This window comes from Stenotrophomonas sp. CASM106, from assembly GCF_049384825.1.
In the GTDB taxonomy this organism is placed as follows: domain Bacteria; phylum Pseudomonadota; class Gammaproteobacteria; order Xanthomonadales; family Xanthomonadaceae; genus Stenotrophomonas; species Stenotrophomonas muris.
The window spans coordinates 316,042-334,663 of the sequence record NZ_JBMRFS010000004.1; the positions used below are offsets into that span (position 1 = coordinate 316,042).

Sequence of the window (18,622 nt, forward strand, 5' to 3'; positions counted from 1 at the left end):
GAAAGTCGAAGTTTCCCCCGAGGTACAGGAGCGGGCCGTCCGGATGGTGCTGGAGCACCAGAAGGACCACGACTCGCAGTGGGCCGCGATCGGTTCGATCAGCGGCAAGATCGGCTGCACGGCCGAGACCCTTCGTCGTTGGGTTCGGCAGGCCGAGCGTGACCAAGGCATGCGTGCCGGGCCGACGACGTCGGATCTGGAGCGATTGAAGCAGCTCGAGCGCGAGAACCGCGAACTGCGCCAGGCGAACGAGATCCTGCGCAAGGCGTCGGCGTATTTTGCCCAGGCGGAGCTCGACCGCCGCACCAAGTGATGCGCTCGTTCGTCGACGAGCACCGCGACGTCTACGGAGTCGAGCCGATCTGCCGCGTTCTGCAGATCGCTCCGTCGTCGTACCGGGAGCATGCTGCGCGGCGCCGGGACACGCTCCGGGCGTCGCCGCGCGTCCGGCGTGACCTTGCGCTCATGCCGGAGATTCAGCGTGTCTGGACGGAGAACCACGAGGTCTACGGGGCCGACAAGACGTGGCGCCAGATGAACCGCGAGGCGATTGAGGTGGCGCGATGCACGGTCGAACGCTTGATGCGAAAACTCGGGATTGCCGGGGTTGTGCGCGGAAAGTCGGTTCGGACGACGCATCCGGATCCGGCCCGACCCTGTCCGCTGGACCTGGTGCATCGCACGTTCAAAGCGGACCGTCCGGACCAACTGTGGGTCAGCGACTACACCTTTGTTTCGACTTGGCAGGGATTCGCCTACGTCGCCTTCATCATCGACGTCTACGCACGGCGAATCGTCGGCTGGAAGCTGTCGTCGAGCCAACAGACCCAATTCGTGCTCGATGCGCTCGAACAGGCGCTTCACGCGCGGCGTCCGGGCGACGCGCTGGTGCATCACAGCGACCGCGGATCGCAATATGTGTCGATTCGCTACACCGAGCGCCTGGCCGAAGCCGGCATCGAGCCGTCTGTCGGAAGCGTCGGAGACAGCTACGACAACGCGCTGGCCGAAACGATCAATGGGTTGTAAAAGGCCGAGGTCGTGCATCGTCGTTCCTGGCGCAGTCGCGAAGAGCTGGAACTGGCCACGCTGCGCTGGGTGGATTGGTACAACCACCGGCGACTACTCGGATCGATCGGCTACATCCTACCCGCCGAAGCCGAAGCGAACTACTATCAACAGCGACAGCACGTCACGGAGACGTGACTCACGCCAACGAGCCTCCGGGAATCCCGGGGCGATTCAGGCTTACGCTACACCGGGTCCAAGGAACTGCGGTCAAGACAGGAGGGCCTCCGCGCTGGGAAGAACTCCCAGGCGTATCGTGCGCACAGCTACCATACGAAAGTCCCACCCGAGGCTATTGAGAAACTCATTCGTCATCACACGAGTGAGGGGTCGCACGTAGGGCTGTGTGACCCCCATCCTGCAGCGTGAGCTGATTGGGTCAAGGCCGAGTTGTCATGCAGGCAGTTTGGCTGCAAGCAGTTCGACCTTCTCGATATTGGGCGGAGAACTGAGCAAGGTCACGGCGTTGGCCATCAAGGCCGCGGCGATCTGGCCGTTCAGATGCGCCTGGCGACCTGCCTCATCGGCAAAGGCATCGAACACACCAAACGTCGAGGGGCCAAACTTCAATGCGAACCAGGCCGTGGTGCCGGACTCGGCGTTGGCGAGCGGCAGTGCGCTGGCCAGGAAGTCGGCAAGCGCAGCCTCCTGGCCGGGTTTGGCTTCGAGGCGAACAAACAGAGCGAGCTTGGTCATGATGTATTCCTTTGGGTAAATGGGTTAGGTGAATGGATCAACGAGCCTGCAATCTAAATCCTCATAACAACCATCTCTATAGGCAATAATGACAACTTTGATATCATTGTTGCCATGAAACTCCACATCCTTGTTTGTGATGGCGTGTTTGATCTGGGGCTTGCGGCGCTCACTGACACAGTGGGCTTGGCCAATGCGATGGCGGGCTCGCTGCCACAGGCTCCCGCGCACATAGAGCTCACGCTGGTGGGCGTGCGGCGTCGCATCCGAACTGCGCAAGGCTTGACGGTCCCCGTGGTCACTGCGCGTGGTATGCCGGAACCAGACGTCGTGCTTGTGCCCGCGTTTGGTGACAAGATGCCTGACACGCTCTCGGCTCGGCTCACACGCCCCGACGTGCCCGACGCGGTCGCGGCGCTACAGCAGTGGTCCACCGCTGGCGCGCACCTAGGTGCCGCTTGCTCCGGTAGTTTCTTGCTTGCAGAGAGTGGCCTGCTTGATGGGCATCGTGCGACGACGTCATGGTGGCTGGGGCCGATGTTTCGGCAGCGCTATCCGAACGTCACGCTGGACGAGTCACGCATGATCGTGAACTCGACACGCTTCACCACCGCGGGTGCCGCTTTGGCCCACGTCGACCTGGCCTTGCGCATCATCCGGGAGCGCAGTCCGGCGCTGGCGGCCCTGGTGGCACGCTATCTGCTGGTCGAGACACGCAGTTCGCAAGCCGAGTTCGTGATTCCCGACCACCTTGCGCATGCCGACCCGATGGTGGAGCGCTTCGAGTGCTGGGCCAGACGTCGGCTCGCGAAGGGGTTCTCGCTCGCCGAGGCGGCCAGCGCCGCGGGCACAAGCGAGCGTACCTTGGCGCGGCGGCTGCAAAGCGTTTTGGGCAAGACACCGCTGTCGTATTTCCAGGACCTGCGCGTGGAACATGCCGTGCATCTCCTGCGCACCGGAAACGCGAGCGTCGACCAGGTCGCCGCACAGGTCGGGTACTCGGATGGGGTGACCCTGCGGGCCCTGTTGCGCCGTAAGCTGGGCCGGGGTGTCAGGGAGTTGCGACGCGGTGGATGACCAGAGGCGTTTGGTGTATGTACGGCTGGAGACCGCCGGGAAACTGTCCGAAGCAAAGGCCTACCCACTTGCGTCTACTACATCGTGCGTTGGGTGCGAAAGCACCAGCCGTGCCAAAATAGTTTTCAGTGACCTTTCAAAGGTCAGAGTATTGGGAATACTGTTAGCTTTACCACTGTTTTCTGTTCACTAATCTGGGTTTTCATCCACATGCTATTCAATCCACTTCAAGTAGGTTCTCTCAACCTGCCCAACCGCATCCTTCTGGCACCACTGACACGCGCCCGTGCCGACGCTGGCCACATGCCCAACGCGCTGATGGCCGAGTACTACAGCCAGCGAGCCACCGGCGGCCTGCTGATTTCCGAATGCACCATGGTGGCGCCCGGTACATCGGCCTTCGTCAATGAGCCTGGCATCTACAACGACGCGCAGATTGCAGCCTGGAGGCAGGTGACCGACGCGGTGCACGCCAAGGGCGGACGCATCTTCATGCAGATCTGGCACGCTGGCCGCGCAGCCTACCCTGGCGCTGCCGATGGCGCCCCCATTGTCTCCAGCAGCGCCACCGCTATTGAGGGTGAGATCCACACGCCCCAAGGCAAGGTGCCGCACGCGGTGCCCCGCCCCCTGGCCGTCGAAGAGATTCCCGGCATCGTGGCTGCGCTTGCTCAAGGCGCACGCAACGCCATTTCCGCCGGCTTTGATGGTGTGGAAGTACACGGCGCCAACGGCTACCTGATTGACCAGTTTCTGCGCGACACGCCCAACCAGCGCACCGATGCTTACGGCGGATCGCCGGAAAACCGTGCACGTTTGCTGTTCGAGGTACTCACTGCCGTGACCCAGGCGATCGGTTCCGAACGTGTGGGTCTGCGCCTGTCGCCCCTCAACAGCTTCAACAGCATGAAAGACAGCGACCCGCTGGCCTTCATCGGCTTCGTGGCCGATAGGCTCAATGCCTTCAAGCTAGCCTACCTGCACGTGATGCGCGCCGATTTCTTCGGCGTGCAGAAGGCCGATGTCATGCCCGTAGCGCGTGAAAAGTACAAGGGTGTGTTGGTGGGCAATATGGGTTACAGCGCTGATGAGGCAGAAGCAGCTATTGCCGAAGGTAAGCTTGACGCTGTGGCCTTTGGCACCGCCTTCCTGGCTAACCCGGACCTGCCCGCACGCATCAGGGCCAAGGCACCGCTGAACGCGCCTGACTCCAACACGTTCTACGCAGGTGGCGCCAAGGGCTATACAGACTATCCGACACTGCAGGTCGCGTAAGTCACCGCCCCAGAAGACCGAAGAAACGAGCCACTTTATACCCAAGGCTCTGCCCTTCGATCTTGCGAAGCTGTGAATCGATGGCGTCTACCGAGTGTTGTGCGCCATCACGATCTTTAATTGATAAGTTGCCTCGGTTTGCTTCGCCGCCCGCCGAACTCGTACATCGTCTCCGGCTCAGGTAGTGCCGAGGCCGATTTGGGAGGGCGACAGCACCACCATCGTTTCACCGCCCGCAGCCCAGCCCGTGCCCGACGTCATGGAGGATTTGCTCGCGATGGTGGGCTTGGGTGATTCGGCCGGCGTTGGCCAGGATGCCGAGGAGTTCCTCCACACCCCCGCGCCAGCAACAGCCGCGACGTCCATTCCATCGCCTGCACCCGCGCCTACGCCTGGGCCATCGGCAACGAAGCCATCCGGGGAACAGTTCATGGTTTGGCTGAAGCAGGGAATCGCCTCACGACGGTTCATCATCAACGACGCGAAGGTACTCGTGCATACGGTGAATGACACGGCCTGCCTGGTCAGCCCGGGTGTGTTCCACACGCTATGCGCAGGAGCATCCCGAAGTGGCCGCACTCGCCAAGCAGGAGAATCAACAGGATTGGCAGTGGGTGCAGAAGAGCTTCGAGAAGCTGCAGCTACATCGAAAGCAGCCCAGGACTGAACACTTGGACCTGTGAAGTCACGGGCCCGAGGAAGTCCCGCCGACTGCATGGCTACCTCCTCGAAGATGGGTCCTTGGCACTCGCCGAAATACCGCCCAACAACCCCCATCTTGCTCTGACTCAGGAAGGATGACGCGATTCGGGCATTGATCGCCACCGTCGTGTGGCGACGATCAAGTCCCCGCGAAAATTGGCAACATTTGGCGAACTGAGCTACTCGGCCCGCGCCAACTCCTGTGCAAGGAACGGAGCGGTTCTGCTGCCAGACGTTCGGGCCACCTGCTGAAGGGAGCCCGCCACCACGATGCTGCCGCCGGCAGCGCCTGCACCAGGCCCCACGTCGATCACCCAATCGGCCTGGGCCACCGCGCGCATATCGTGTTCGATCATCACTACGGTATTGCCGGCATCGACCAGGCGCTGCAACTGTACCAGCAGCCGGTCGGCGTCCGACGCATGCAGCCCGGTAGTCGGCTCGTCGAGCACGTACAGGCTTCGGCCGCGCTGGCTGCGCTGAAGCTCGGTCGCCAGCTTGATACGCTGCGCCTCGCCACCGGAAAGCTCGGTGGCCGGTTGCCCCAGGCGCAGGTAGCCCAGTCCGATATCGCGCAGCAGTTGCAGTGGCCTTGCCACAGCGTCTTCACCCGCGAAGAATTCGCTGGCTTCGTCCACGGTCATCTGCAGCACCTCGGCGATGTTGCGCCCGTTCCATTGCACCTTCAGCGTGGCCTCGTTGTAGCGTGCGCCATGGCACGTCGGGCACGGCGCGTACACGCTGGGCATGAACAGCAGTTCCACGCTGACGAAGCCCTCGCCCTCGCAGGTCTCGCAGCGCCCCTTGGCGACGTTGAACGAGAAGCGCCCGGCGTCATAGCGGCGGCGTCGCGCATCGGGCGTGGCAGCGAACAGCTTGCGCACATGGTCGAACAGGCCGGTGTAGGTGGCCAGGTTCGACCGCGGCGTGCGCCCGATCGGTTTCTGGTCCACCTGCACCATTCGCTGTATGGCGTCCACGTCGCCTGCCAGACGACCGCCAGTCGCTTCGATCACTGTCGGCCCTTCGCTGGTGGCGGTTTCGGCCGCATCGTCTTCCGGCTCGTGGCCCAGGTGCAGCAGCACCAGCTCCGGCAGGGCCTGCGCGACGAGGCTGGACTTGCCCGAGCCGGAGATGCCGGTGACGGCCGTCAGCACGCCCAGCGGAATGCGCGCATTCACGCCATGCAGGTTGTGGCGGTGAATGTCCTGCAGCTCCAGCCAGCCGGTCGCTTCGCGTGCCCGGCTTCCCGGCGCGGGGATCTCATCGAACAGGTAGCGTGCAGTACGCGATTCGGCAATCTTGCGCAGGCCATCCGGCTCGCCGCTGTAGAGCACGCGGCCGCCACGCTCGCCGGCATCCGGCCCGACATCCACGAGCCATTGTGCACGGCGCATCAGGTCCAAGTCGTGCTCCACCACGAACACCGAGTTGCCGGCCTCGCGCAGACGGTCGAGCGCGTCGTACAGGGCTTGGCTGTCGGAGGGGTGCAGGCCCGCCGAGGGTTCGTCGAGTACGTACACGACACCGAACAGCATGGAACTCAATTGCGTCGCCAGCCGCAGGCGCTGCAACTCGCCGGCTGAAAGCGTCGGCGTGGCTCGGTCCAGCGTCAGGTAACCCAAACCCAGCCCACGCAGTTGACGCAGGCGCGCCATCACGCCACCGGCCAGGCGCTGCGCGGCGAGGCGCTTTTCTTCCGATAGCGCCGAGGTGCGGCGCACGTCGGGCGATACCGCATGGACGGCGCGGCCGGAGGCCGCGCGTTCGGCACGGTCGCGTAGGGTCGCTTCCTTGTCCGTAGCCGCCCCCGCTGCATGGGCGCGGAAATCGCCCTGGGCGATGGGTTCGAGCAAGGCCGCCAACTGGTCCAGCGGCACCTGCATGAACTCGCCGATGTCCACGCCGGCGAACGTGACCGACAGCGCCTCGGGCTTGAGCCGCTTGCCGTGGCAGGTGGGGCACGGTTTGCCCTCCATGAACCGGGACACGCGCTTTCTCATCAGCGCGCTCTGGGTGTTGGCAAAGGTCTGCAGCACATACCGTCGGGCGCCGGTGAAGGTGCCCATGTAGCTCGGCTCCATCTTGCGCTTGAGCGCGGCGCGGGTCTCGGCCGGCGTGAGGCCGGCGTACACCGGCACCGTCGGTGTTTCCTCGGTGAACAGAATCCAGTCGCGATCCTTCTTCGGCAGGTCCTTCCACGGTCGGTCAACGTCGTAGCCCATGCTGACCAGGATGTCGCGCAGGTTCTGGCCTTGCCAGGCGGGGGGCCAGGAGGCGATCGCCCGCTCGCGGATGCTCAGGGAGGGGTCGGGCACCATGTTCGCCTCGGTCACCTCGTACACATGGCCCAGGCCGTGGCAGGTCGGGCACGCTCCCTGCGGCGTGTTGGGCGAAAAATCCTCGGCGTACAGCATCGGCTGGTTGGCCGGATAGGCGCCGGCACGCGAATACATCATCCGCACCAGGCTGGACAGGGTGGTGACACTGCCCACGGAGGAACGCGCGTTGCTGGAGCCTCGCTGCTGCTGCAGCGCCACCGCCGGCGGCAGGCCGTCGATCGCATCGACGTCCGGCACGCCGGCCTGGTCGATCAGTCGCCGCGCATAGGGAGCCACCGACTCGAAGTAGCGCCGCTGGGCCTCGGCATAGATGGTGCCAAAGGCCAGCGAGGACTTGCCGGAGCCGGAGACACCCGAGAACACCACCAGCGCGTTACGCGGGATGGAGACGTCCACCTCCTTGAGGTTGTTCTCGCGCGCGCCACGCACCTGCACGAGGCCGCTGGCCGCAGCGGCACAAGAGGATTCACCGAAAGAATTGTTTGGCATGTTCTTGACTTGTAGTTCGTCCCGCTCAGGACGGGACTTCCTGAGTTCGGGTGCCGCGGCGGCTGGCTTCCAGTGCTGCGGTGACAGAGCGGGCGTCGTAGCTGCCGCGCAGGCGGCGACCCTCGACGAAGAACGTCGGCGTGGCGTGCGCACCGCTGGCGACCGCACTGGCGAGGTCGCGCTCGACACGCTCGATCACCGCAGGGCTGTCGAGATCGGCGATGAACCGATCGACGTCGAGCCCAAGCTCTGCGGCGTAGCCGATCAGATCCTCGCGCTCCAGCGCGTGCTGACGGGTGAACACGAAGTCCAGCCACGGCCAGAACATCCCCTGGTTCGCCGCTGCCTCGGACGCACGCGCGGCAATCGGCCCGTGCGGGTGGTGCGGAAGATGGCGCACCACATACCGCAGGTCGTCACCGAAGTGGGCGCGAAGATCGTCCCACGAACCGGTGGCGTGCGCACAGTACTCGCACTCGAAGTCCACGTACTCGACGAGTGTGAGCTGCGCGTCCTCCGGCCCGCGGATGTGATCGATCTCCGGATCGACCGGCGGCTCAAGCACCATCGGCAGGTCCGCGGTCTTCTCACCCCACCGCTGGGCGGCGACCTTGAAGATGAGCCACCCGAGCAACGTGGCGAACACCATCGACACGAGCACGCCGACCGTCGCCTGGCGGCCCAGGTCCGAGGTCGTGCCGAACGCGAGCCCGATGATCAGCAGCGACACGGTAAAGCCGATCCCGGACAGCGCCGCCCCACCGAACACGCTCCCCACCCCGACGCCCTCGGGCAGCCGGCCCAGGCCGAGACGGATGGCGACGAGCGTGGTGAGCCCGATGCCCAGGAGCTTGCCGAGCACGAGCCCTGCGATGATGCCCCACGTGACTGGCGAGCCAAAGGCCTCGGCGAGCAGCCCGCCACGCAGGTCCACCCCGGCGTTCGCCAAGGCGAACACCGGCACGATCAGCAGCGCCGTCGGCAGCCGCAGGAACTCGTGCAGCCGCTCGTTCACCGAGATACCCCGGGACAGCCCGTAGTCCACCGCGCGGGCCGATGCGGCACTCGGAGACTGCCAGAAGTCACGGAACAACTGTCTTGCCGCAACGACCCCGTGACGTTGCGTCGCATAGGCGGGGATCAGCAGCCCCGCGGCCATCCCGGCGAGGGAGGCATGGATGCCGGAATACACGGTTGCGAGCCACAGCACGATCACGATCAGCACATACGGCATTGCCCGCCACTGGCGGGTGCGCCCCAGCAACCACAACCCGACGAGACTGGCAAGGGCGATCAACAACGGGACGACGCGGATCTCCTCGCTATAGACGATGCCGATGATGGACACGGCGAGGAAGTCATCGACCACGGTCAGGGTGAGCAGGAACACACGCAATTGACCAGACAGCCGCGGACCGACGATCGCCAGGGTGCCCAGCATGAACGCCGTATCGGTGCCGACCACCGCCCCCCACCCGTGCAGGCCCTGACCTCCGGCCAGCCCCACGAGCAGGACGTACACCAGCGCGGGAAGCACAACACCCGCGACCCCCGCGATCAGGGCGAGACGGGCACGGCTGGGGTCCCTGAGCGACCCGTGGGCGAATTCCTGACGCACCTCCAGGCCGATCAGGAAGAAGAAGATGACCATCAGGCCATCGTTGACCCAGTGATGCAGGTCCATGTGCAGGCCCAGCGGCCCAAAGTTGAACCCGACGTCCAGGTGCCACAACCCGAAATAGGCATCGGATAGCGGCGAGTTCGCCCACGCCAGCGCCACAACCGTGACGATCACCAGCAGCACCGCCGCCCCAGACTCCGTGCGTAGATAGCGGGCAACTCGACTCCGTCTGATATTCGCAGAGGATTCACCGAGAGAAGCGTCTGGCATATTCTTATCCTGTAGTTCGTGAGGTAGCAATGGGCCGATTTCGGGGGGATGTCGGTCAAGCGTCCGGGCTTGGCGGCGTCGCGTCATCGAGCGAGCGCAGCCAAGCAAGCCTTTCTCCCAGCCTTCGCTCGACGCCCTGTCCGTTGGCTGGTACCAGCCCGGCCGCGCCACGCCCTCGGGAAAATAGGTTTGCCCAGCGGCATAGCCGTTGGGCTCATCATGCGCGTAGCGGTAGCCTTCGCGATAGCCCATCTGCTTCATCAGCTTCGTCGGCGCATTGCGAAGATGGAGTGGCACTGGCTGGGAACCGCTGCGCTTGACGAATGCCTTGGCCTGATCCCAGGCCGCATAGGCGGCATTCGACTTGGGGGTCAGTGCGAGGTAAGTCACCGCCTGGGCCAGCGGTATCTCACCTTCGGGTGAGCCCAGCCTGTCGTAGGCCAGCGCGGCATTGAGTGCCAGTTGCAGCGCCTGCGGGTCGGCATTGCCGATGTCTTCGCTGGCCATCACCACCATGCGGCGGGTCACCTGGCTTACGTCGCCGCTGCCGTCGAGGATGCGGGCCAGCCAATACAGGGCCGCATCGGGGTCGGAGCCCCGTAGCGACTTGTGGAAGGCTGAGAGCTGCCAGTAGAACTCGTCACCGCCCTTGTCGAACCTGCGCAGCGATGGACTGGTGGACAGCCTGGCAAACTCGCCATCGACCACGGTCTTGCCAGCGCCCGACGCCGCATTCGTCACCTGCTCAAGCAGATTGAGGAAGCGCCTGCCATCGCCATCGGCAAAGCCCTTGAGCAGGTCAAGCGCGTCCGCGTCCAGCGTGACGCCCTGGAGATGCGGCAGTGCGCGTTCGTAGAGCTGGTTCAGTTCGTCGCTGGACAGCGGTTCGAGGGTATAGACCTGTGCGCGCGAGAGCAGTGCGGAATTGACCGCCAACCCCGGATGCTCGGTCGTCCCCCCCACCAGGGTCAGGAGACCGGACTCGACATGGGGCAGCAGGGCATCCTGCTGCGCCTTGTTGAAGCGATGGATCTCATCGACGAAAAGCACCGTCGATCGACCATGGTTGTCCAGTTCAGCCTGGGCCTCGTCGATGGCTTGCCGGATGTCCTTCACCCCGGCCAGCACGGCCGAGATGGCGATGAATCGGCTGTTGGTCGCACTGGCGGCCAGGCGCCCCAGGGTGGTCTTGCCCACGCCTGGCGGCCCCCAGAGGATGAACGAGTGCAACTTGCCCGCCTCGAACGCGAGACGCAGCGGCTTGCCGGGGCCGAGCAAGTGCCGTTGCCCAACGAATTCATCCAGCGCCTTGGGCCGCAGGAGTTCGGCCAAGGGAGGCTTGGGCTTTGTCGTGAATAGATCGGCCAAGTTCCTCACCCTGGCATCTGTGATAGTTGACGTTCCGATAACGTTGGCACCTCAATCCAGGGAGCCGGATTTGTCCAACGCCGTGGGCTCTTTGTCGGCAATCGCATGCATGATGATGCGAGAGCCGCGGTAGCCGATGCTGTGGTTCCATACCCAGCTCAAAGCGACGCTGAGCCGTTCTCCACCAGCGAGTAGCACAGGCTGGCAGGATCGAAGCGATCGACCTCCTTCTCCGTTTCCTGCGTCCACGGAAGAAGTCTCAAACGGATGCCGGATACGACCGGGCCGGGAGGAACAAATCCATGCTTGAACGGATTTTCGCCGCACGGCTCTCCCGTCTCGGAATCCAGCGAAGCGCACCAGAGATACGTCGAGAACTCGGTGTGCTTTTCGCAGTGCAGGTCTCCTTCATCCCATGTCACGCCGTGAAGCGGCGTAGCATGGTCGGGTTCGGCAACGCCGAAGCGATGGGACAACTCGCTCATCGCCATCTGATCCCTGGCCTGGTCGCCTTCGGTCATGAAAGCGAGCTGCAATATGCCGCGGGGGGCCTGAATCAACAGATGCGGGCGCGCGTGCACTTCACCCGCGGCGGCAGCACGATCGGTATAGGCCGGCATGCCGTACACGGTGGCGGTCGCAGTGGGGTGTACGGTCGTCGTATTGATGTTGGCCGGCTCTTTCACAACGACCTCATTTCTTCTTGGTGAAAAAACACGCTTCAAAGCAAATGCCCGCAGCCATGCGTTTGGCACATGGCTGCGGGCCATCTTCATGAGCGGGCACCGCTCTACACGGTCCGTCCAATAGGCTGGCCGTCTAGAGGCTTGTGCTGGCCTTTTCAGAACGCCCTCAGCTTCCGGGCTTTCAGACGAAGGTGTACGCGCAGACCTTGTTGCCCGCCGGATCACGCAGGTAGGCCGCATAGGCACCCGGCAGGTGGCCACGCGGGCCGGGCTGGCCCTCGTCGGTACCGCCTGCGGCAAGGCCGGCGGCGTGGAAGGCGTCCACTTCGGCGGGAGTGGCGGCCGCAAAGCCGACCGTCACGCCGTTGCTGGAAGACGCTTCACCATTGCCCGGACGGGCGATGATGAAAGCCGGCTTTTCGCGACCGAAAAGCACCCATCCGTTGCCGAAAGGACCGAGGTTCTTGATGCCGAGAGCACCCAGAGCGGCGTCATAGAACGCGGTCGACTCCTGGAGGTCGGCGGCGCCGACGAAGACGTGCGAGAAGATGCCGTCGCCGGAAATGACAGGATTGGACATGGTTGATTTCCTTGGTGGCTGATGTTGAATGGATAGTGGGTGATCAGTAGTGGATCACCGTGCGAATCGACTTGCCTTCATGCATCAGGTCGAAGGCCTTGTTGATGTCGTCCAGGCCCATGGTGTGGGTGACGAACGGGGCGAGATCGATCTCGCCTTTCATTGCGTCTTCCACCATGCCGGGAAGCTGAGTGCGGCCCTTGACCCCACCGAACGCCGAACCCTTCCAGGTGCGACCGGTGACCAACTGGAACGGGCGGGTCGAAATTTCCTTGCCAGCACCAGCCACGCCGATGACGATCGACTGGCCCCAGCCGCGGTGGGCAGCTTCCAGAGCCGAACGCATCACGTCGACGTTGCCGATGCACTCGAAGGTGTGATCGACACCCCAGCCGGTCATCTCGATCAGAACCTCGTGAATCGGCTTGTCGAAGTCCTTCGGGTTGAGACATTCGGTCGCGCCGAAGGTACGAGCCAGTTCGAACTTCGCCGGATTGGTATCGATGGCGATGATGCGCCCCGCTTTGGCCTGGCGTGCACCTTGAATCGCAGCCAGACCGATGCCGCCGAGGCCGAAGATGGCCACCGAGTCGCCGGGCTGTACCTTGGCCGTGTTGTGCACGGCACCGATGCCGGTGGTCACGCCGCAGCCCAGCAGGCAGACGTGCTCGTGGTTGGCGTCCGGGTTGATCTTGGCCAGCGAGACTTCGGCGACGACCGTGTATTCGCTGAAGGTCGAGCAGCCCATGTAGTGGTAAACCGGCTGACCGTTGTACGAGAAGCGAGTCGTACCATCGGGCATCAGCCCCTTGCCCTGGGTTGCGCGAACCGCGACACACAGGTTGGTCTTGCCGGACTTGCAGAACAGGCACTCGCCGCATTCGGCGGTGTAGAGCGGAATGACGTGATCGCCAGGCTTCACGCTGGTCACACCTTCACCCACCTCCACGACGATACCCGCACCTTCATGACCCAGCACGACCGGGAAGATACCTTCGGGGTCCTCGCCCGACAGGGTGAAGGCGTCGGTATGGCAAACGCCGGTATTCGTGATCTTGATGAGCACCTCGCCCTTGCGTGGTGGCTCGACGTCGATCTCGACGATTTCCAGCGGCTTTCCTGGCCCGAAGGCTACTGCTGCACGTGATTTCATGATGTCGCTTCCTTTACTGCCTAACTGAATTTGCCCTCATCGAGGGCACCCTGGTGCCTCTATCGCAGATAGGAGCGGACGATAGAGATGGTCTCGTCAATGGACTTGTTCTGCGAATCGCTCCTGATTTCGCTACTGGGAAATTCTTCCCGCAGATAGCTCTCCAGAACGGTTTCCATCCATCCGTTGACTGCTCCACGAACGGCCGCAAGCTGCTGAGCAGCTGCAGGGCATTGCGCACCTGCATCAAGCGCTTGCTCAAGAGTCGCTAGGCGACCTGATGACCCGAGTGGCGAGCTTTCCGCAGTGCAGGCAACATCTGTCCGTCCCAGTCACGATCGACCGCAACCTGGGCCTGTTCTTGGTTTCGTTCCAGTGCCTCAACGTCAAGATCACTGATCGCCCATGTCTGCGTGCCGCAAGTAGTCGCGAGAATGCCGTCCTCGGGGAATCCACGATCCATGGGTGCATAGATCGTGGCCTCGCCAGTGTTCGTGTCCAGCGCCGGACTCCAGTCAGCGGCTCCCGTCGTCACGGCCTGTGCGACGAACATCCGGTTCTCCAGTGCCCGCGCCATGCAGCCCACACGAACCCGGGTTGCACCTGCCCTCGTGTCCGTACAGCTCGGGACCAACAGCAGGCGTGCACCCGCCTCTCGCTGGGCTCGCACGGGCAATGGAAACTCACTGTCGTAGCAAACAGCGATGCCGGCACGCACGCCATTCAGGTCGAACACCTTGAGTTCGTCGCCCCCCTCGATGACGCCAGTGTCTTTCTCGAACCCCGTCAACTGCAATTTGTCCTGGTAATCACGCGTGCCGTCCGGCGCAAACCACCACGCGCGGTTGCGATAGCGATCCGGTCCAACCCGGGTCAAGAACGTACCAGCCTGAATGGTCATGCGCAGCTCGCGCGCCAGGTCGGTGTACAGGTCCAGCCACGCAGGCTGCAAGGCCTGCAGCGCGGCCAGCGAGGCGTTGAAATCCTGGCGGATGCCAGGCTCGAACATCGCAGCCAGTTCGAGGGACAGATATTCGGGCAACACGGCCAGTTCCGCTCCGGCACGGCTCGCCTCCTCCAGAACCTGCCGCTGCCGCGCTGCGAATGCCTCGAAGTCCGTGGGCTGACCCACGGCGTATTTCGCAACTGCTACTTTCATTTCGCGTTCTCCAGGGGGCGCAGCCACATCGTGAGCGTCTGCTCGGTTTCGCTCGGCTCACCCACCTGTTTCCAGGGCAGCGTAACCTTCATGTCCGACTGCCGCACGTAGCCACGACGGGTCCAGAAGGGATCATTACTGCGGTAGTTGGAAGGACGCCGGGGATCGTCGTCTGCTCGATCCACCGACGCGAACGATGTCCACTGCATGCCCCCCAACGAACGGGCATGCGCTTCGCGTTCGTCAAAGAAGCGATGGCCCAGGCCAAGGCCCCGGAAGGCCGGAAGCAGGACTGATTCGCCGCAGTAAAACACTGTCTCCATCGGGATTCCTCGATCGGCGAACGGCACGTGGAAGGCCGGCTCCGCATCGCCGAGCGGCAATCCCGTGGACGCACCCACGACCACGTCATCAGCGAGCGCGAGTACCAGCAGGCTGTCTGCCGAACGGGCGTACATAGCGAGGTAGTGCTTCTCGTATTCGGTGTCGCCCTCGTACAGGTAAGGAAAGCTGCGGAAGACGCTCGCCCGCAGGCCTGCCACGGCATCGAACCATTCGGCAATGTCCGGACCACGACGAACCAGCACCTGCACGTCGCTGGTCATCTCAGGCGTCCCCTCCAACCTGTGCGATCCAGTCGCCGAGGTTGTAGTAGTTGGTGACACGAGCGATCTTGCCATCGCGGATGTCGAAGAACGCGCCACCCGGCAGCACGTAACGCTGGCCCTTGGCTTCCGGCAGCCCGTCGTCCGTCACTTTGTATTCGCCATGCACCACGTACTCCGCGCCTGCGCGCAGGCCGTCGGCGCTGACCATCACCACGATCCCGCGCAGTTGCTCGCCATAGCAGCGGTCCATGCGCTGCAGGAAGGCGCGGAAGGCTTCGCGACCGACCTCACGAGCGCCCTGGTTCAAGTCGTGCGCGACGTCATCGGTCAACATGGACAGCATGGCCTCGCGGTCGCCGCGGTTGAAGGCGTCGTAGTAGGCAGTGATGAGAGTGGCAGCGTTCATTCGCGTTCCTTATTGGGTTGTTCGGAGCGGAGCATTCCGGGGTGCTGTTAGTCTGGGCAACCGCTCCCCGCTTGTATATGGAATTGTTTCGATTTTATAATTTCACAATCTGGAACAATCAACGAGCAGCAGAACCGGCCATGAGGCGTGCGTCATGAACAAGGAAATGGAACTACTGCGTATCTTTCGGGTGGCGGCCGAAAGCAGCAGTTTTCGCGATGCGGCCGCCCGGCTGGGGACTTCTCCGCAAGGTGTAACCCGTGCCATCCAGCAACTGGAGCAACACTACGGCGAGGTGTTGTTTCATCGAAGCACGCGCCAGGTGCGCATCACCGCCTTCGGCGAAGGGCTGCTAGACCGAGTGCGCCCCGCATTGGAGCAGTTCGAGGATCTGTGGCGAACGCCTGGCTCCGACCAGCAGGCCTCTCTGTCCGGTACGGTTCGCATCACCGCACCGCACAGCCTGGGCACCAGAGCGGTGCTACCGGCACTGGAGCGCGTGGCCGAGCGTCATCCGGGCATCACGCTGGATGTGCGCCTGTCCGATCGCATCAGCAATACGGTTGACGAAGGGATTGACGTCGGGATCAGGGTCGGATTCATGCGCGATAGCCGCTTCGTCGCACGCAAGGCCGCCGACATGCGACTCCCCATCGTTGCCGCTCCGCGCCTGATCAAGAAAGTGGGCGTACCTGCAAAAATCGATGCGCTAAGCAGCCTGCCAGTTACCGTGGCCTTGGATATCAATACCGGCCGTCCCTGGCCTTGGCACTTCAAGGCGGGACGCCAGTGGACACCTACCGCACCCACTCTCGTCGCCGACAATGCCGACATGGAAATGGGAGCGGCGCTGGCCGGGATCGCGTTCGCGCAACTGGCGGACTACATGGCCGCCCCCTACATTGCCAGCGGGAAGCTCGTGCAAGTGCTGGAGAACGAAGAACCTCCGGCATGGGGGTTGTACGTCTATCGGCCTCAGCGTGGCCCAATTCCGGGAAGGGTTCGAGCGGTATTTGATGAAATGCTGGTCGCCGTTGGATCGTTGCCAGCTTTGCCCTGACGCGTCGCAAGACTCTGTAGGGCACACACCTTGAAAAGCGGGGCACTGAGGCTCGGTGGCTCACCCCTCCGGTTGAATGGTAATCCCCCGGCGAATTCAACGTTGAAGTGCAATGTGGTTGGGGTTGAAGAATACCTCGCTTGGGGTTAGGTAGCCGAGCCTCTTTCTGGGCCTGTCGTTGAGACGATCCTCGGCGGCTTGTAGCTCTTCCATGGTGATGGTCGAGAAGTCGCGGCTGCGCGGGAAATACTGTGGCAGCAGGCCGTTGAGGTTCTCGTTGCAGCCGCGTTGCCACGGGCTGTGCGGATCGGCGAAGTAGATCGCAGCCTTGAGTGATCTCTCCAGCCTGCGGTCCTCGGCGAACTCGCTGCCTCGATCGAAGGTGATGGTGTGGATGTAGTCGGCCAGCCGATCCATGCGGCACTCGATGGCTTGCGAGACGGCATCGGCGGTGCCGTCCGGACTCCAGGTCAGGCGCACGAAGCCGCTTCGCCGCTCGACCAATGTGATCACCGCGCCCGTGCCGCGTGCGGGACGCACCGAGTCGCCTTCCCAGTCGCCAATGCGGCTTCGCTCGGCGACTTCAGGCGGTCGAGCCTGAATCGGCTTGCGGTCGGCGAAGCGGCCCGTGCGGCGCTGGCCGTAACCGCGACGCCGCTTCGGTTGCCGCAAGTGCGAGTGCAAGCCGAGCTCGCGTGCATACCGGTAGACCGTCGTGTGGCTCACCTTGCCGGCTTTGAGCGGTTAAGCATGTTGCCCTCCTATTTGTTCCATATTCAGGAATAGCTTAATCCAATAATTTCCATTTATTGAGATCAATCATGGGGCTAAGATTTGTTCACTGCCAGGTTAATCAGCCATGGCGAAATACAAACCCGCCGATGAGGTTCTCAACATGAGCAATAACATTTCTGGAAAAGTTGTCGTTATCACCGGCGCCAGCAGTGGCTTGGGTGAAGCGACTGCACGCCACCTTGCTGCGCTTGGCGCGCGCGTAGTGCTGGCCGCACGCCGCAAAGATAAACTCGACGCATTGGTGACTGAGCTGACCAATGCAGGTGGTCAGGCAATCGCGTATCAGACCGATGTCACCTCTCAGGAAGAAGTCAAAGCGCTCATTCAAGGTACCGTGGACACCTACGGGCGCATTGATGTACTGGTCAACAATGCCGGGCTGATGGCGATTGCACCGCTCAGTGATGCTCGCACTGACGAGTGGGATCGCATGATCGACATCAACATCAAGGGGCTGCTGTACGGAGTCGCGGCTGCATTGCCGGTCTTCCAGAAACAAAACAGTGGCCACTTCATCAACATCGCATCGGTTGCAGGCCTGAAGGTATTCAGCCCTGGCGGCACGGTGTACAGCGGCACCAAGTTTGCTGTACGGGCCATTTCCGAAGGACTGCGTCACGAAGTCGGTGGCAGCATTCGCACCACGACTATCGAACCGGGTGCTGTGGACTCCGAGTTGAAATTCGGCAGCACCCACCAACAGAGCCGCGATTTCGTGGTGGACTTCTACAAGCATGCAATTCCCGCTCAATCCGTCGCTCGGGCTATCGCCTTCGCAATTGAGCAGCCTGCTGAAGTGGATATTAACGAGATCGTTCTGCGCCCAACGGTGCAGGAATTCTAATGAGCTTAGGGCCTGCCGCTTCGGCGTCAGGCCCCGCTTATATCGAGTGAAAAGCTGTGTGAATCGCCCCCTGGTTCTGTAGTTACCAGATAACCGCGTTTGGCCGGTTTGAGTTTGTTGCATCAGATGGGTGTCGGCCAATAGCCGCCATTGTGTTCCCGGTGAGGCTTTGCCTGCGCGTAGTCCGATGCAGCAAGGAAACCCCCAGGTGTTGTTCGAGCATTTTTACCTGCTTTCCCACCAACTGAGGGGATAGGTTGAGGTCATCCGCAGCAGGGCTGAATGATCCCAGCTCTGACGAACGTAGCCATCTGGGTCGGGCGATCCATTAAAAACTCTCTGTTTCAAATATTACGTCATAGTAGGCCTTTATCCGCTACCAACCAATGATTACATTTTATTCACTCTTCGATTAGCCGCAGA

At 62.7% G+C, this 18,622-nt stretch carries 15 protein-coding genes, 4 pseudogenes and 1 other annotated feature; of the genes and pseudogenes, 6 read left to right on the plus strand and 13 right to left on the minus strand.

Annotated features, from left to right (window positions below; translation table 11 throughout):
- The first annotated feature begins 43 nt into the window (after positions 1-43).
- Positions 44-1,206, plus strand: a pseudogene (locus VG556_RS11950) (IS3 family transposase).
- Positions 271-387: a sequence feature (AL1L pseudoknot), on the plus strand. Its footprint overlaps the pseudogene before it by 117 nt.
- Before the next feature lie 255 nt (positions 1,207-1,461).
- Here VG556_RS11950 and VG556_RS11955 read toward each other — a convergent pair.
- Positions 1,462-1,764 (minus strand): putative quinol monooxygenase, encoded by a 303-nt coding sequence (locus tag VG556_RS11955; RefSeq protein ID WP_024957965.1) that lies wholly within the window; start codon positions 1,762-1,764, stop codon positions 1,462-1,464.
- 768 nt (positions 1,765-2,532) lie between these two features.
- Here VG556_RS11955 and VG556_RS11960 point away from each other — a divergent pair.
- The 3 genes and pseudogenes from VG556_RS11960 to VG556_RS11970 all read left to right on the plus strand — a co-directional run.
- Positions 2,533-2,841 carry a helix-turn-helix domain-containing protein gene (locus tag VG556_RS11960; RefSeq protein ID WP_414608459.1) on the plus strand — a complete coding sequence of 103 codons (309 nt, stop codon included), beginning with the start codon at positions 2,533-2,535 and terminating at the stop codon, positions 2,839-2,841.
- Between the two features lie 210 nt (positions 2,842-3,051).
- Positions 3,052-4,116, plus strand: coding sequence for an alkene reductase (locus tag VG556_RS11965; protein WP_053451506.1), 1,065 nt, complete (start codon positions 3,052-3,054; stop codon positions 4,114-4,116).
- 193 nt (positions 4,117-4,309) lie between these two features.
- Positions 4,310-4,917 (plus strand): annotated as a pseudogene (locus tag VG556_RS11970) (conjugal transfer nickase/helicase domain-containing protein); the annotation flags it as partial.
- 80 nt (positions 4,918-4,997) lie between these two features.
- Here VG556_RS11970 and VG556_RS11975 read toward each other — a convergent pair.
- From VG556_RS11975 to VG556_RS12020, 10 genes and pseudogenes are all read right to left on the minus strand, one after another.
- Positions 4,998-7,649, minus strand: coding sequence for an excinuclease ABC subunit UvrA (locus VG556_RS11975; protein WP_053451507.1), 2,652 nt, complete (start codon positions 7,647-7,649; stop codon positions 4,998-5,000).
- A gap of 25 nt (positions 7,650-7,674) precedes the next feature.
- Positions 7,675-9,627: a Na+/H+ antiporter NhaA gene (nhaA, locus tag VG556_RS11980; RefSeq protein WP_321187947.1), complete on the minus strand. Its 1,953-nt coding sequence runs from the start codon at positions 9,625-9,627 to the stop codon at positions 7,675-7,677.
- Positions 9,596-10,908, minus strand: a pseudogene (locus VG556_RS11985) (replication-associated recombination protein A). Before VG556_RS11985 ends, nhaA begins: the two are co-directional and overlap by 32 nt.
- Positions 10,909-11,069: 161 nt before the next feature.
- Positions 11,070-11,594, minus strand: a pseudogene (locus VG556_RS11990) (DUF3422 family protein); the annotation flags it as partial.
- A gap of 181 nt (positions 11,595-11,775) precedes the next feature.
- Positions 11,776-12,174: a VOC family protein gene (locus tag VG556_RS11995; protein ID WP_024957960.1), complete on the minus strand. Its 399-nt coding sequence runs from the start codon at positions 12,172-12,174 to the stop codon at positions 11,776-11,778.
- Between the two features lie 43 nt (positions 12,175-12,217).
- On the minus strand, positions 12,218-13,327 hold the full coding sequence (locus VG556_RS12000; RefSeq protein ID WP_024957959.1) for an S-(hydroxymethyl)glutathione dehydrogenase/class III alcohol dehydrogenase: 1,110 nt from the start codon (positions 13,325-13,327) through the stop codon (positions 12,218-12,220).
- A 59-nt stretch (positions 13,328-13,386) separates the two neighbouring features.
- On the minus strand, positions 13,387-13,659 hold the full coding sequence (locus VG556_RS12005; RefSeq protein WP_050426966.1) for a metal-sensing transcriptional repressor: 273 nt from the start codon (positions 13,657-13,659) through the stop codon (positions 13,387-13,389).
- Complete coding sequence (locus VG556_RS12010; protein ID WP_024957958.1) at positions 13,596-14,486, minus strand: carbon-nitrogen hydrolase family protein; 891 nt, start codon at positions 14,484-14,486, stop codon at positions 13,596-13,598. The genes VG556_RS12005 and VG556_RS12010 overlap by 64 nt, the downstream gene beginning before the upstream one ends.
- Positions 14,483-15,091 (minus strand): GNAT family N-acetyltransferase, encoded by a 609-nt coding sequence (locus tag VG556_RS12015; RefSeq protein WP_024957957.1) that lies wholly within the window; start codon positions 15,089-15,091, stop codon positions 14,483-14,485. The genes VG556_RS12010 and VG556_RS12015 overlap by 4 nt, the downstream gene beginning before the upstream one ends.
- Before the next feature lies 1 nt (position 15,092).
- On the minus strand, positions 15,093-15,500 hold the full coding sequence (locus VG556_RS12020; RefSeq protein WP_024957956.1) for a ketosteroid isomerase-related protein: 408 nt from the start codon (positions 15,498-15,500) through the stop codon (positions 15,093-15,095).
- Between the two features lie 154 nt (positions 15,501-15,654).
- On the opposite strand from VG556_RS12020, the gene VG556_RS12025 reads away from it, so the two are divergent.
- Positions 15,655-16,560: a LysR family transcriptional regulator gene (locus VG556_RS12025; protein ID WP_024957955.1), complete on the plus strand. Its 906-nt coding sequence runs from the start codon at positions 15,655-15,657 to the stop codon at positions 16,558-16,560.
- A 96-nt stretch (positions 16,561-16,656) separates the two neighbouring features.
- On the opposite strand, the gene VG556_RS12030 is transcribed toward VG556_RS12025, so the two are convergent.
- Positions 16,657-17,286, minus strand: coding sequence for an IS30 family transposase (locus VG556_RS12030; RefSeq protein ID WP_024957954.1), 630 nt, complete (start codon positions 17,284-17,286; stop codon positions 16,657-16,659).
- A gap of 133 nt (positions 17,287-17,419) precedes the next feature.
- On the opposite strand from VG556_RS12030, the gene VG556_RS12035 reads away from it, so the two are divergent.
- A complete protein-coding gene (locus VG556_RS12035; RefSeq protein ID WP_223224753.1) occupies positions 17,420-18,199 on the plus strand; it encodes an SDR family oxidoreductase in 780 nt (259 codons plus the stop codon).
- Positions 18,200-18,281: 82 nt separating this feature from the next.
- On the opposite strand, the gene VG556_RS12040 is transcribed toward VG556_RS12035, so the two are convergent.
- Positions 18,282-18,524, minus strand: coding sequence for a helix-turn-helix domain-containing protein (locus VG556_RS12040; RefSeq protein WP_100442916.1), 243 nt, complete (start codon positions 18,522-18,524; stop codon positions 18,282-18,284).
- Positions 18,525-18,622: the final 98 nt, after the last annotated feature.